The 13,857-nt window shown below is 56.7% G+C and carries 11 protein-coding genes; 10 read left to right on the forward strand and 1 reads right to left on the reverse strand.

Going from position 1 to position 13,857, the window contains the following annotated elements:
* The first annotated feature begins 11 nt into the window (after positions 1 to 11).
* The 10 genes from ftsL (at position 12) to AVO41_RS07605 (ending at position 12,864) form a co-directional block, all read left to right on the forward strand.
* The gene (gene ftsL, locus AVO41_RS07560) at positions 12 to 365 is read left to right on the forward strand and encodes a cell division protein FtsL (protein ID WP_068585102.1); all 354 of its coding nucleotides are present in this window, start codon (positions 12 to 14) and stop codon (positions 363 to 365) included.
* Positions 362 to 2,203 carry a penicillin-binding protein 2 gene (locus tag AVO41_RS07565; RefSeq protein WP_068585105.1) on the forward strand — a complete coding sequence of 614 codons (1,842 nt, stop codon included), beginning with the start codon at positions 362 to 364 and terminating at the stop codon, positions 2,201 to 2,203. Before ftsL ends, AVO41_RS07565 begins: the two co-directional genes overlap by 4 nt.
* Positions 2,200 to 3,819, forward strand: a complete 1,620-nt coding sequence (locus tag AVO41_RS07570; RefSeq protein ID WP_068585108.1) for a UDP-N-acetylmuramoyl-L-alanyl-D-glutamate--2,6-diaminopimelate ligase — start codon at positions 2,200 to 2,202, stop codon at positions 3,817 to 3,819. The genes AVO41_RS07565 and AVO41_RS07570 overlap by 4 nt, the downstream gene beginning before the upstream one ends.
* Positions 3,806 to 5,236, forward strand: a complete 1,431-nt coding sequence (gene murF / locus AVO41_RS07575) for a UDP-N-acetylmuramoyl-tripeptide--D-alanyl-D-alanine ligase (protein ID WP_068585111.1) — start codon at positions 3,806 to 3,808, stop codon at positions 5,234 to 5,236. The genes AVO41_RS07570 and murF overlap by 14 nt, the downstream gene beginning before the upstream one ends.
* Entirely contained in the window at positions 5,230 to 6,315 is a 1,086-nt protein-coding gene (gene mraY, locus AVO41_RS07580) for a phospho-N-acetylmuramoyl-pentapeptide-transferase (RefSeq protein WP_068585114.1), read from the forward strand. Before murF ends, mraY begins: the two co-directional genes overlap by 7 nt.
* A gap of 21 nt (positions 6,316 to 6,336) precedes the next feature.
* Complete coding sequence (gene murD / locus AVO41_RS07585; protein ID WP_068585117.1) at positions 6,337 to 7,677, forward strand: UDP-N-acetylmuramoyl-L-alanine--D-glutamate ligase; 1,341 nt, start codon at positions 6,337 to 6,339, stop codon at positions 7,675 to 7,677.
* Complete coding sequence (gene ftsW, locus AVO41_RS07590; protein WP_082676643.1) at positions 7,661 to 8,872, forward strand: putative lipid II flippase FtsW; 1,212 nt, start codon at positions 7,661 to 7,663, stop codon at positions 8,870 to 8,872. Before murD ends, ftsW begins: the two co-directional genes overlap by 17 nt.
* Positions 8,865 to 9,944 (forward strand): undecaprenyldiphospho-muramoylpentapeptide beta-N-acetylglucosaminyltransferase, encoded by a 1,080-nt coding sequence (gene murG, locus AVO41_RS07595; protein ID WP_068585120.1) that lies wholly within the window; start codon positions 8,865 to 8,867, stop codon positions 9,942 to 9,944. The genes ftsW and murG overlap by 8 nt, the downstream gene beginning before the upstream one ends.
* The gene (locus AVO41_RS07600; protein WP_068585123.1) at positions 9,941 to 10,738 is read left to right on the forward strand and encodes an SDR family NAD(P)-dependent oxidoreductase; all 798 of its coding nucleotides are present in this window, start codon (positions 9,941 to 9,943) and stop codon (positions 10,736 to 10,738) included. The genes murG and AVO41_RS07600 overlap by 4 nt, the downstream gene beginning before the upstream one ends.
* A gap of 104 nt (positions 10,739 to 10,842) precedes the next feature.
* Entirely contained in the window at positions 10,843 to 12,864 is a 2,022-nt protein-coding gene (locus AVO41_RS07605; protein ID WP_068585126.1) for a methyl-accepting chemotaxis protein, read from the forward strand.
* A 4-nt stretch (positions 12,865 to 12,868) separates the two neighbouring features.
* On the opposite strand, the gene AVO41_RS07610 is transcribed toward AVO41_RS07605, so the two are convergent.
* Complete coding sequence (locus tag AVO41_RS07610; RefSeq protein WP_068585129.1) at positions 12,869 to 13,747, reverse strand: HDOD domain-containing protein; 879 nt, start codon at positions 13,745 to 13,747, stop codon at positions 12,869 to 12,871.
* Positions 13,748 to 13,857: the final 110 nt, after the last annotated feature.

Genomic DNA, 13,857 nt, shown 5'->3' on the forward strand with positions numbered 1-13,857 from the left:
AGGCCAGGTCCATGACGACCGCTGATGGTTCGCCACGACTCCCCGGCTTCGTTTTGCTGAATGAATTCAGTGGGCGAGGTCTCCTCGTGGGCGGGCTGTCAGTGGTCGTTTTGGTTTCTGCGCTGGCGGTGGTGCTTGTACAACATCATGTACGGCATCTGGAAACCCAATTGGCCGAATCACTGGTAGAGGTTCAGGCTTTGACCCATGAAAGAGGGCGTTTGATTCTGGAAAAACACCACCTCACGGCATTGGCTCGGGTAGAGCGTATTGCAAAAGACGAATTAAATTTGCGTGAACGCTTGCCGGATAAGCGGGGGGAAACCATTGTTCTGTCCTCTCAACATTCGGTTGAGACGCCATGAAGCAAACATTGAGAAAACGCGACCAAGTGATCTTGGGTTTGATGCTGATGGTCTTCATTGCACTGGTGGTGAGGGCGTTTTACGTACAGATCCTGCAAGCGGATTTTTTACAGTCCGAGGGCAGCAAACGACAGGTCCGAACCATGGATTTGGCCGCACCGCGCGGCGACATTGTGGATCGTCACGGTCGATTGTTGGCCTTGAGTACACCGGTCAATACCGTCTGGCTGGACCCGAAAGTGGTGACTGGCTGGCTGGCACCGGACCCGCTGCGCAAGCAGGAGTGGACAGAAAAAGAGCAGGAGCGGGTGACGGCCTACCAAGCCGGATTTCGTACCCTGCTGCAGTGGCTGAAATTGTCCGAGCCGGGACTGACGCCGCAGATACTGGCACAAAAGCATCGGCGCTTTATGTATGTGAAACGTCAGATACTGCCGACGCTGGGCGAGCGGATTCGCGATCTGGCCCTGCCGGGTGTCTATGTGGACAGCGCATACAAACGCTACTATCCCGCGGGTGAAGTGGCCGCGCACTTAGTCGGCTTCAATGACATTGATGATCGCGGGATTGCCGGGATTGAAAAAATTTATCACGACTGGCTCAGTGGCAAACCCGGAAAAAAACAAGTCATTCGCGATCGGACCGGCCGGGTGGTGCATTTTGTCAAAGACCTGGAGCCAGCCAAAATCGGTCAGGATCTGGTGTTGTCGATTGATCAGGATCTGCAGTTCTTTTTGTATCATCGGTTGAAGCGACTTCAGATTGCTCATCAGGCGGCCACCGCCATGTCGGTGATACTGGATGCAAAGACGGGAGAAGTGTTGGCCATGGCTTCTGTGCCGGGGTTTAACCCCAACGACCGGAGCCAATTGCAAGGCAAAAAGTTGCGCAACCGCCCGGTGACAGATCGTTTGGAGCCCGGCTCCACCGTGAAACCGTTTGTGGTAGCCAAAGCACTTGACCAGGGCCGGATTCAGCCTGACACGGTGATTGAAACCGGGAACGGGCGCATGCGGGTTCAGGGAGAGGTGATTACCGACACCCATGCGCACGGTGATTTGACCCCGATGGAAGTGTTGCAGCGTTCAAGCAATGTGGGCGCGGCCAAAATTGCCCTGACACTGGAACCTCAGCAACAGTGGCAGATGTATCACGATATTGGGTTTGCCCAGGATACGGGGCTGTTTTTACCCGGCGAAATCATGGGCTATATAAAACCGGCACGCGAATGGCAGTCGATTGACCAGACCTCCAGCGCGTTCGGATATGGGTTTAACATTAATCTGCTGCAGTTGGCTCAGGCGTATTTGATTTTTACCAACCAAGGGGCCATCAAGCCGCTGAGCGTGATTAAGCTGGATGAGCCACCGCAGGGCAAACAAGTCGTTTCGCCAGAATCGGCCCAACAGGTATTGCGCATGCTGGAATCCGTGACCGAACCAGGCGGGACGGCACCTCAGGCACAAATCGAAGGCTACCGGGTGGCCGGGAAAACCGGCACCGTGCATTTGAGTCAGGGCGGTGGCTATGCCGCCAATCGCTATGCCGCGTTGTTTGCCGGGGTGGTGCCGGTGGATCATCCGCGTTTTATCATGGCCACAGCGGTGGTGGACCCCTCGCGTGGGGTTTATTATGGCGGCAAGTTGATCGGGCCGGTGTTTCAGTCTGTGATGAGTGAGGCCTTGCGACTGTATCAGGTGCCACCGGATGCGCATACGCGCCCCAAAAAACTGGCACCAGCGTCCGAGGCGGATACGCCCGTGGAGGAAATTGCTCCGCCGCCAGGACAGTTGTCCTCCCAAACACAGGAAGCGACAGCGCAGGGGGACAGGCCATGAGACGGCTCTCGGAGTTGCGGCGTTTTTTGCACCTGAACGACGAACAGATTGCCCGTTACGAACGGCAGAATGGATCGGGCCCATCCGAATGGGGTTGGAACGCAGAGTGGGATGCAGACGTCAAGGGACTGGTCGCCTGTGCCGACCAGGTGTCAGAGCAGGGTGGCTTTGTGGCCCTGCCCGGTCAACGACATCATGGCGCTGATTTTATGGATCAGGCGCTGGCCAAGGGTGCCTGTCTGATCATTACCGATGAACTCGGACGAGGCAAAATTGACCAGGCCTGGTTGCATGCGCCGGGCACCATGCCACTGACGGTGATGGTCTGGCCGGATTTGACTGACCCGGCCCGTCAGGCGGCGTTGGCAAGCTGGTTTCACCACGCGCCTTCCAATGCGTTGCAATTACTGGGTGTGACCGGCACCAATGGCAAAAGTTCGGTGGCGCATTTTACGGCTCAATACCTGAGCTGGGAAAAAGGGCCGGTCGGGATGCTGGGCACGTTAGGGGCAGGTCTTTGGACCGATGGTCACTGGGCAGGCGCTCCCGTGCGAAATACGACGCCGGACACGTTTGAATTGAATTCGATCCTGGCAGACTGGCGTGATCAGGGGGTGTCGGTGGCGGTGATGGAGGTCTCATCGCATGCGATTGAATTAGGACGAATCGATGGTCTGCGGTTCCATGCGCTGGCATTGACCAACGTGACGCGGGACCATCTTGATTTTCACGGTTCTCTGGCCGCGTACCAGGCAACCAAGAAGAAACTGTTTACCGATTGGCCCGCTGCATTCTGGGTCGCCAACCTTGACGATGCAGTCGGGCAGTCGCTGGCAACGATTGCCGAAGAACGGTGCGAGTCGCTGGCATGGATCGGCTATGGGCGTGAACCGATGTGTGATCGAGCGCAAATATGCCTGAAAAGCGCCCGGGCAACGCAAGCGGGTTGGCAAGTTTTGCTGGCAATGCAAGCGGGCGATCAGACCCTGGCGTTCAATCTGATGGGGGCGTTTCAGCTGGACAATGTGATGTGTGCGCTGGGACTGGCTCAGTCGGTGGGGCAAAGGCTCCTGCCTGAACGCGTCAAACAATTAAGTGGGGTGACGGGCCGGATGCAGCCCGTGTCACTTCCCCAGGGCATGACCGGGCCTGTGGGACTGGTGGATTATGCGCACACCCCAGACGGCTTGTCAGCCGCACTGATGGGCGCCCGTGCGCATCTCCCTGAAGACGGGAACCTATGGTGTGTGTTTGGGTGTGGCGGTAACCGCGATGTGGGCAAGCGCCCTGACATGGGCCGGGTCGCCGCCCGGCAGGCAGACAGAGTGATCGTGACCGATGACAATCCGCGTGATGAAGCTCCCGAGGCCATTGTGGCCGATATTCTCGAGGGGGTGCGTGGCTGGGACGGGCAGGTCGATGTGATTCATGACCGCCAGTCAGCGATTGAAACCGCCGTGCTTGAGGCAGGTGTTCAGGACATTGTGCTGGTTGCGGGCAAGGGACACGAAACCACTCAGACCATCGGATTGAAACAGCTATCGTTTTTTGATCCGGACGCGGTTCGAATGGCTTATCAACGACGTTTACAAGGAAATAAAAGTGTGGACGCTTAACCAGTTATGTCAGGTGATGAATGCCCGCTGTGATGCAGACGAGACACAGTCGCCGTCGATGACGGGGGCCTGTATTGATACGCGTCATTTGAATCCGGGCGAGGTTTTTTTTGCCCTGGAAGGGGCCCATCATGACGGGCATGCCTTTGCCGCCCAGGCTGAATCGAAGGGGGCGGCTGCCATCGTGGCAACCCGTCCGGTGGCTGTGAACATCCCGGTGATTCTGGTGGATGATGTGGTCGAAAGCCTGCAAACACTGGCCCGCTGGCACCGCCAGCAAATGCCGCTCAAGGCACTGATCGGAGTGACCGGCTCCAATGGGAAAACCACCACCAAGGCGATGCTGGCGCACTGCCTCAGTCAATCGCACTCGGTGTGCGCCACCGAGGGCAACTACAACAATCATTTAGGGGTGCCGCTTACCCTGCTGCGTATCCGTCCTGAGCATGAATACGCCGTGGTGGAAATGGGCGCCAACCATGCCTACGAAATCGGCGAACTCTGCCGGATTGCCTTGCCCGATTGTGGGGTGTTGACCTTGGCTGCCGGGGCCCATCTGGAAGGGTTTGGCTCACTGGAAACAATCATTGAAACCAAAGGTGAACTGTTGTCGTCGATTCCCGCGGACGGCTATGGGGTGATCAACGCCGACAGTGCCGGTTTTTCCCATTTTGAAACCATTTGCCTGGAAAAAGGCATGACCTGTATTCGCTTCGGGCAGGCCGACAACGCCGATTTGCGTCTGGTGGATGTGCAGCAGAACGATCAGGGACTGAGCTTTGGCGTGGTTTTGCAGCAGGAAGCGGGTCAACCGGTTCAGACACTGCAGTTGCCGGTTTTGGGCGAGCATAATGCCTGGAATGCAGTGGCCTGTGCCGCCGTCTGCGTGCAGGAAGGGATGGACTGGTCAAGCGTGGCCAACGCGCTGGCGCGTTTTGAAGCCGTGGATCAGCGTATGCAGGTGCATCCTCTGGCACATGGGCGACTGATCAATGACGTTTACAATGCCAATCCGTCATCGATGAAAGCGGCGATTCAGACCTTGGCTGCACTGAAACACACACACACGGGCGACCGGGCGCTGGCGTGTCTGGGGCCCATGTCAGAGTTGGGCGCGCGTTCAGAAGCCGAACATCTGGGCGTGGCCAAGGCACTGCTCGATGCGGGGATTGATCATGTCTTGCTCTATGGCGCCCCGACGCGACCGATGCTGAGCGTTCTGGGAAAACGCGCGCAATGGTTTGACACCCATCAGGCGCTGCTGGCCGAGGCCCATCAATTGCTGGCCGATCAGGCCTGCCAGCATATTCTGATCAAAGGGTCGCGTTCGGCACGGATGGAAGCGGTCAGTGATCCCCTGATTCAACGCTGGGCCCAGCCCACTCATTCACCTGCCGGGAGCGATGCCTCATGTTAATTTATCTCACCGACTATCTGGCCCAGTTTGTTTCCGGGTTTACCGTGTTTCAGTACATTACCATGCGTGCCATCATGAGCGTGGTCACGGCCCTGTTGCTGTCTTTCTGGATTGGTCCCAAGGTGATTCGCGCCTTGATTCGATTGAAAGTGGGGCAAAGCATTCGGGATGATGGCCCTCAGACCCATCTGACCAAGACCGGTACGCCTACCATGGGGGGCGTGATGATTCTGTTTTCCATGGCCGTTTCCATATTGCTATGGGGTGATTTGACCAACCATTACCTGTTGGTGGCCACCTTGACCATGCTGGGGTTTGGCCTGATCGGGCTGGTGGATGACTACCAGAAGGTGGTGTTCAAGGATCCCAATGGCATGCGCTCGCGCACCAAGTTTTTCTGGCAGTCCGTGGTGGGTCTGATCAGCGTCTATGCGTTGTTTGCCATGTCGCAGGTGCCGGCGGAATCACAACTGCTGATTCCTTATATGAAAGACACGTTTTTGCATTTGGGAGCCTGGAGCATGTTGCTGGGCTACCTGGTGATTGTGGGGACGTCCAATGCGGTTAATTTGACCGATGGACTGGATGGACTGGCGATTATGCCGGCTGTGATGATTGCCGCCGCGCTGGGGGTGATCGCGTATGTGACCGGGCATGTCTATTTTGCCGATTATCTCCAGATTCCGTACATACCGGGGGCGGGAGAGCTGGCGATTTTCTGCGCGGCGCTGGCAGGCGCGGGGCTCGGTTTTTTGTGGTTCAACGCCCATCCGGCTCAGGTGTTTATGGGCGATGTGGGGTCGCTGGCCATTGGCGCCGCTTTGGGGGTGGTTGCCTTCGCGATCAAGCAGGAGCTGATCCTGTTTATCATGGGTGGGATTTTTGTGGCCGAAACCCTGTCGGTGATTTTGCAGGTCGGTTCCTATAAGCTGCGCAATGGCAAACGCATTTTTCTGATGGCGCCGTTGCATCATCATTTTGAACAGAAAGGTTGGCACGAATCTCAGGTCATTGTCCGATTCTGGATCATCACCATTTTGCTGGTGTTGATCGGTCTGGCAAGTCTGAAAATCCGATAAGCAAACGATGAGTGAGTCTGTATGTATTTAGTTGCCGGGTTGGGCGTCACAGGGCAGAGCGTGTTGAATTACTTTGCCAGTCAGGGAGAGCCGTGTCTGGCGTATGACACCCGAGCCGATCTTGATGTGTCGGCCTTGACCGAGCGCTGGCCCGAGGTGGTTTTTGCCACTGGGACGCTGCCGGCGCATTGGGGCAAAAAAATATCCACCGTGGTGTTGAGCCCTGGGTTGCCGCGCTCGGAATCCTGGGTACAGAAGCTGGCCGACAATGGGGTAGAGATCATCGGCGACATTGAACTGTTTGCTCGGGCGGCAGGCGCGCCCATCGTGGCGATTACCGGCTCCAATGGCAAATCCACGGTGACCACTCTGGTGGCGCAAGCCCTGGCATTGGGTGGTTATCAGGTAGGGATGGGCGGCAACATCGGTCAGCCTGCGCTGAATCTGCTTTGCGATGCCCGGGATTACGACGTATATGTGCTCGAGCTGTCAAGCTTCCAGCTGGAAACCACCTATTCTTTACAGTGTGCCTCGGCAGCGATTTTGAACATTTGCGAAGACCACATGGATCGTTATCCGTCGCTGGCCGATTACATTCAGGCCAAAATGAGTCTGCTGGATGACACTGACTGGGCGGTTCTGCCCGATGATCCGCGCCTGACCCATTTGTACCCGGACGATGGCAACAAGCTGGTGTTTGCACTGGAGACGCCGCAAGACGGAGAAACGGATCGTTACGGTGTCCTCTACAAAAATGACCAGGCCTGGTTGGGTTGGGGCAGTGAAGCCGTGGTGCCGGTGGCGGAAATGTGCCGGCAGGGTCATCATGACCAGCTTAATGCATTGGCAATGATGGCGTTATGCCGCCCGTTTCGTTTGTCGCCGGCGGTGTTTACTCAGGTGTTGGCTTGTTTTAATGGGTTGCCGCACCGGACAGAGCGTGTCGGGTGCTTTGACGGCGTAACCTGGATCAATGACTCCAAAGGGACCAACGTGGGGGCAAGCGTGACCGCCATTGCCTCCACCGCGAACGACTGCAAGGGGCGGCTGTTTCTGTTGGCTGGCGGTGTGGACAAAGCGGCGGATTTTACCGAACTGGGCAAAGCGGTCCGGCGCTACGCCGCTGGTGTGATTCTGTTCGGTCAGGATCGGGAGACACTGGCGGCCGTGATGCCGCCGGAGCGGGTGACACAGGTGGTGACCATGCAGGAAGCCATTTATGCGGCGGCTTCGATGGCCCAGTCAGGCGATACCGTCCTACTCTCACCGGCTTGTGCCAGCTTTGACCAGTTTCGCGATTACATTGAGCGGGGCGAGGTGTTTGCCCAATGCGTGAGAGAGCTTTATGACGCTGACGCCTGATCGTACTCGACAGTGGGACCTGGACTGGGTGCTGGTTGGTGCCGTGGCGGCCCTGATGGCACTGGGGTTGTTGATGGTCGGTTCAAGCTCGGTGGCCATCAGTGAAAAATATTTCGGTCATGCCACCCATTTTCTGGGTCGTCAGGCGATGGCCATGGGGTTGGGGCTGGTGGCGGCCTGGGTGATTGTGCATGTGCCCTTGTCGGTTTGGCGCCAGCAGCGGGGCAAGTTGTTTCTGCTGGGGTTGGGGTTGTTGATTCTGGTACTGGTGTTCGGGCGCGAAGTGAACGGGGCCAAACGCTGGTTGCCTCTCGGGGTGATGAATTTTCAGGTGTCGGAATACGTCAAGCTGGCGGTGGTGGTGTTTATGGCGGGCTATCTGGCCCGGCACGGACAAGCCGTCCGAGAGCAATATGAAGCGGTGATTCGGTTGATGCTGCCCTTTGGCGCGATGGCGGTGCTGCTGCTAATGGAGCCGGATTTTGGCAGTACCTTTGTGATCGCGGTGATCATTACCGGCATGCTGCTGATTGCCGGTGCGCCCTGGCGCTATTTTGTGATTACCGTGGTGCCCATTGCCGCCCTGCTGGTGTTTATGATCATTACCTCGCCCTATCGCATGGCCAGGGTGAGTAACTTTCTCGACCCCTGGGCCGATCCGTTCGGGCAGGGCTATCAGTTGACTCAGGCGCTGATTGCGCTGGGCCGGGGCGAGTGGCTGGGCGTGGGCATGGGTGAAAGCGTGCAGAAACTGCTTTATCTGCCGGATGCACATACTGATTTTCTGTTTGCGATTTTTGCCGAAGAATATGGTCTGGTTGGCGTCCTCGCCCTGATTGGGTTGTATGCACTGATTCTGATCCGTTGTTTTCGCATTGGACGCCGCGCCAATCAGGCATTCGGGACCGAAGCCACGCAGACACATTTTGGTGGGCTGATCGCCTATGGCGTGGGCATCTGGGTGGCGCTGCAGGCCATGATCAATATCGGGGTGAACCTGGGGTTGTTCCCAACCAAAGGCCTGACCCTGCCTCTGATGAGTTATGGCGGTTCCAGTGTGTTGATGATTATGGTAGCGCTGGCACTGGTGATTCGGGTTGATATGGAAACACGTCAGGCACTGAAACAGGCAGGCGTGCACGCTGAACCCCGATCGACGGATCCTGCAGATTCAAAAGGAGGGGAGCATGGCTAAGCCCAGAACACTGATGATCATGGCGGGTGGCACAGGCGGACATGTGTTTCCCGGCCTGGCGTTGGCCAGGGCACTGACAGCGGAATCGGTAAACGTGGTTTGGCTTGGCACCGAAGGCGGTATGGAAGCCGATTGGGTGCGCCAGGCCGGAATTGAGTTTCATTCGATTCGGATTAAAGGCTTGCGTGGCAATGGTCTTTTGGGTTGGTTGAAAGCCCCGTGGCGGGTTGCCAAGGCAATGTGGCAAACGCTGCGCATTTTGCGTCAAACCCAACCGGATCTGGTTTTGGGGATGGGAGGCTTTGTCTGTGGGCCCGGTGGTCTGGCCACCCGGCTGATGCGTCGCCCTTTGTGGTTACACGAACAAAATGCCATCATGGGGCTGACCAATCGTTGGCTGGCCCCCTTTGCCGAAACCCTTGTCTGCGCTTTCGAGCAGGCGGCAAAAGGACGGCCTCGAGCGGTGGTGCTGGGCAACCCGGTGCTCCCCGAGCTGGAAGCCTTACCGCCGGTGCGCATGCAGTCACCGGGCAATCTGCTGGTGATGGGCGGCAGCCGAGGGGCCAAGGCCATCAATGAATTGGTGCCGCAGGCGTTGGCCTTGTTGCCAGCGTCACAGCGCCCCCAAATCAGACATCAGACCGGTCAGGCCATGCTGGCGGCCACGCAGAATGCCTACACTCAGGCGGGCGTGACGGCGGAAGTGGTGCCGTTTGTGGACGACATGGTTGCGGCGTATGACTGGGCTGATCTGGTGCTCGCCCGCGCCGGAGCTTTGACGGTTTCAGAGTTGATGACTGCGGCCCGACCGGCGATTTTGATTCCCTTTCCTTATGCCGTGGACGACCATCAGACGGCCAATGCACAAGCGCTGGTTGCGTTCGGCGGCGGGCAAGTGCAGCAACAGGCCGACTTAAGCCCCGAGGGGCTGGCCAATGCCTTGAGTGAATGGCTGGTTCCCGAGCGATTGAACCATGCTTCCCAGGCATTGCGTGCCGGCGCACCCAAGCGTGTCACCGAGATTGTGGCGCAACGCGTCCTGAAACGACTGAATCAAGAGGAGAGACAATGAGCAATGCGATGTTTTCAGATTTGCGCGATAAGCGCATCTTAATCACCGGCGCGTCCAGCGGCATTGGTGCGGGGATGGCAAAAACCCTGGCGGCAAATGGTTGCCGCCTGGTGTTGCATTACAATCGCAATCGTGACGGCGTGGAAAAGACCTTATCGGCCGTGCATGAGCTGGGAGCGGAAGCCTCGGCCCTGCAGCAGGATTTTGCTCAGCTCGATGACGTGCGTGCCTTTTTTGACCAGGCCTGGTCGCTCTACAGCGGTTTGGATGGGCTGGTCAACAATGCCGGAATCGTGACCAAGTGCCTGAGTGAAAAAGACCCGGCCGGAACCAAGTTTGCTCAGACTCTGGCGGTCAACCTCCAGGCCCCGTATCTGCTGAGCACGGCGTTTGCTCAGGCGTGCCGGGCGCAATCTCAAGCCGGTGTGATCGTCAACAACAGCAGCATTCATGGTCAGCAGACCTGTGAATGGTTTGCTGCCTACGCTGCGTCCAAGGCCGGCATGGATGCCATGACCAAGGTGCAGGCAGTCGAATGGGGGCAGTATGGCGTGCGTGTCAATGTTTTGGCGCCCGGGGTGGTCCCAGTGGAGCGCACCGAAACCATTTTGTCGCAACCGGCGATGAAACAGAAATGGGAAGGCGCGATGCCAGTGGGTCGTTACGGCACGGTGGAAGACATGGGGCAGGCCACGGCGTTCCTGCTCAGTGACTCATCGGCCTGGATGACCGGTGCCAATCTGACAGTAGACGGCGGACTGATTGCGCGGGGTCAATACCCGCGTCGTGACTGATCGCTGGTTCACCCATTACCACTTGGCATTATGATTGCTTGAGAACCCACAGTTTCATTTTTTGAGCTCGACGTTCGGGCTCCCAGACAACAGCGGGTTTTTGCATGGAAAACTTTTTAAAGAAACTCACCATCAAGCAAAAGATGCGTTTTGGTTTTGGTGTGATCTGGGCCGTACTGGCTGTGATCACCATCCAGGCCGTGGTCAATCTCTACATTGTGCGTGAAAACGTCAAAGAGGTGGTCGAGGAGCGCCAGCCCATTGCCTTGCAGGCCAACCAGATGGCCATGCAACTGGAAAAAACCATGAGCACGCTCGGTCAGTACATGCTCACAGGCGAAGACGAAACCTTGCAAGGGGTTCGCGATGGCCTATCGCAAACCGAAGCCATGCTGGCCGGCCTGAAACAGAAAGCCGCCGGGCAGTCTGATATCGAATCGCAGAACCTGGAAAAAATTGCCACCAGTCTCAGTGCCTTGCCGGAATACGTCCAGGAAGTTCAATCCCTTCAGTCCGATCGTAGCAAAAAATTCCCCGCGTTTGCGTTTGTGGACAAAAATCTGATGCCGCATGCGGTGACGATTCAGCAGCAAATCAGCCTCATGATCCAATCCGAATGGAACGATCTGCGTCCTGAACGCAAACCCATTCTGGATATTCTGCTGGACTTGCAAAAGAATTGGTTGAACGTGCTCAGTGGTGTGCGGGGTTACGTGGCGTTTCGCTCCGAAAATATGGTCAATACCACGGAGGACTATCTGGATCTGGTGGAAGCCGGTTTGCGTGACCTGGCCCAGCAGGATTCGCTCGAACTGACGTTTGAAGAAGAAATGGGCGTGGAAACGGCCCAGCAGGCCTATGAAATCTATCGAGAAAATTTCATGCAATTGAAGCTGATCCATGAAGGGCCTAAGTGGCGCATGGATACCTGGCTGATGCAAAATAAGATCCAACCGTTGTTCCAGACGCTGGAAGTGCAGTTGGAAGAAATCGCCACCGGCGCTACCCGGGCCATGCAGGAAACCAGTGACGAAGTCGTGGATTCAACCCTGCGCAACCTGATCATTCTGCTGGCGTTGTCGGTCATCGGCCAGCTGGTGGGGATGCTGATTTCCAAGCGTGTGACGAATTCGGTGGTGCGGCCGGTGAAACGCTCCGCCGAGGCGATGAAAGACATTGCTTATGGTGAAGGGGATCTGACCCGTCGTCTTCATGTTGACGGCAAGGATGAGTTAGCCAACCTGGCTTACTACTTCAATGAATTCATCGGTCGCATGCAGCAGACACTGCGTGAAGTGACCGAAACCGTGGATGAACTCGAGGGCGCGTCGCGCAGCATGCTGGAAGTGACGCATTCCACTAAAGAGGGCACCGATGAGCAATTGAACGCCTCCAACCAGTTGTCGGAATCCATGATCTCCATGTCGGAAAAAGCCAAGAGCGTGGAGGACCATTCGCACAACACATCCCGTTCGACTGAGCAGGCAGCCGAGCGGGTCAAAGAAGGGGGCGAAGTGGTCAAAAGTGCTGGCATGACCATCCGTCAGGTGTCAACGGAAATGGAAAAAATCACCGAAGCGGTCAACCAGCTTAACCATGACAGCCAGACCATCAGCACGGTCACCAATGTGATCCGCGAGATTGCCGAACAGACCAACCTGTTGGCGCTGAACGCGGCGATTGAGGCGGCGCGTGCCGGTGAGCACGGTCGAGGGTTTGCGGTGGTCGCCGATCAGGTGCGGGTCCTGGCACAACGGACTCAGGAATCCACCACACAGATTGAAGAAGTGATCGAAAAAATTCAAAAAGCCACCGAAAGCACGGTCAGCGTGGTGGATGTGGGGCGTGAAACCACGAAACAGGGCTATGATTCCGTGATGCGCGTGGAAGAAGTGTTGAGTCCGGTGGTGATTCTGATTGAAGACATCAACCACATGAGTTCGGAAATGCTGACCGCAGCCCAGGCACAGACGGCGCTGGCGCAAGAGGTGAACGCTCACATTAATAAAATCCATTACGTGTCCCAGAATACCGCGGATGGCGCGGGCAACACCGAAGCCTCCAGCAACCGTCTGCAACAGTTGGCGAGCAAATTGGATGAATTGGTACGCCAGTTTAAGATTTAGGCACTCAGTGGGCTGCCTCCGGTAGATGGCCGCTGTCCCCCCATTTCTCCAGCGCTGCTTCGGCAGCGCTGATGGCGTTGTCCGGCAGCTCAAGGTAATCGCAGGCGTTTTCAAATAGCTGTTCCAGTTCGCGGACCATGAAATGGTCTGAAAAATGCTGGAAAACCAGGTAATTGGCGATGTGAATCAGCGCCACCATTTTGGCCACACTGGGTTGATAGCTTTCCAATTCGATCAAATCCGGTTGGTGGTGAAAGAGCAGGGTTTTGCTGAGTGTCTCCCCCAGATGCCAGCGGTGAGCAATGATGCTGCCGACGAACGTATGGGCGGTTTGATAATGGGTGATTTCGTCCTGATGAGCGCTCACCGGCTGGTTCATCTGAGGGTTGAGAAAGCGCTCGCCGTAGGTCTCCGGATCGTAGCGCAGCATGACCAGGGCCCCGATGTTTTGCATGAAAGCATAAAGGTAAGCCTGGGTGCGGCTGATGCCAGCAACCCAGTAGGATAATTCGGCTGCGGCGATGCCGGTGCGCAGGTCATGCTCAATCAGCTTGCGGTCGGTCAGATTCACGGGCAGGTGTTTTTGGAGATAAGTGCTCAAAAACAGATGATGGATTTCATCCAGTCCCATGATGTTGACCGCCGCCATGGCATGGAGAATCAGGTCGTCTTCCGGTCGGTTTAGTACCCGATTGGCCAGGCTTAGAAACTCACCCAGTATGTCCGGGTTGCGAGAAAGCAGGTCCGCCACATCATGTGAATTGGGCGCCTCTTCCTGCATCAGGGTTTCCAGCTCATAGATTTCAGGCGGAACGGCGTCAAGCGGTGTGGTTTTGAGGATGCGCGTTGCGTTTTCGATGCCGGCTTTGATGGGAAGGTGCACGAACGTCTCCCTTACTGTTGTCAGGATGGTGGATGCGTTGGATCAGTTTACTACAGCTGAACGGGCCGACAAAAAATCGGTTGTTTTCAAATGGAAATTTGCCATAATGG

It is taken from the genome of Thiomicrospira sp. WB1 (genome assembly GCF_001507535.1).
Classification (GTDB): Bacteria; Pseudomonadota; Gammaproteobacteria; order Thiomicrospirales; family Thiomicrospiraceae; genus Hydrogenovibrio.

Coding starts and splice junctions, on each gene's coding strand:
- ftsW (WP_082676643.1), top strand. CDS start 7,661: ATGACGCTGACGCCTGATCGTACTCGACAGTGGGACCTGGACTGGGTG.
- AVO41_RS07600 (WP_068585123.1), top strand. CDS start 9,941: ATGAGCAATGCGATGTTTTCAGATTTGCGCGATAAGCGCATCTTAATC.
- AVO41_RS07605 (WP_068585126.1), top strand. CDS start 10,843: ATGGAAAACTTTTTAAAGAAACTCACCATCAAGCAAAAGATGCGTTTT.
- murG (WP_068585120.1), top strand. CDS start 8,865: ATGGCTAAGCCCAGAACACTGATGATCATGGCGGGTGGCACAGGCGGA.
- ftsL (WP_068585102.1), top strand. CDS start 12: ATGACGACCGCTGATGGTTCGCCACGACTCCCCGGCTTCGTTTTGCTG.
- AVO41_RS07565 (WP_068585105.1), top strand. CDS start 362: ATGAAGCAAACATTGAGAAAACGCGACCAAGTGATCTTGGGTTTGATG.
- mraY (WP_068585114.1), top strand. CDS start 5,230: ATGTTAATTTATCTCACCGACTATCTGGCCCAGTTTGTTTCCGGGTTT.
- AVO41_RS07570 (WP_068585108.1), top strand. CDS start 2,200: ATGAGACGGCTCTCGGAGTTGCGGCGTTTTTTGCACCTGAACGACGAA.
- murD (WP_068585117.1), top strand. CDS start 6,337: ATGTATTTAGTTGCCGGGTTGGGCGTCACAGGGCAGAGCGTGTTGAAT.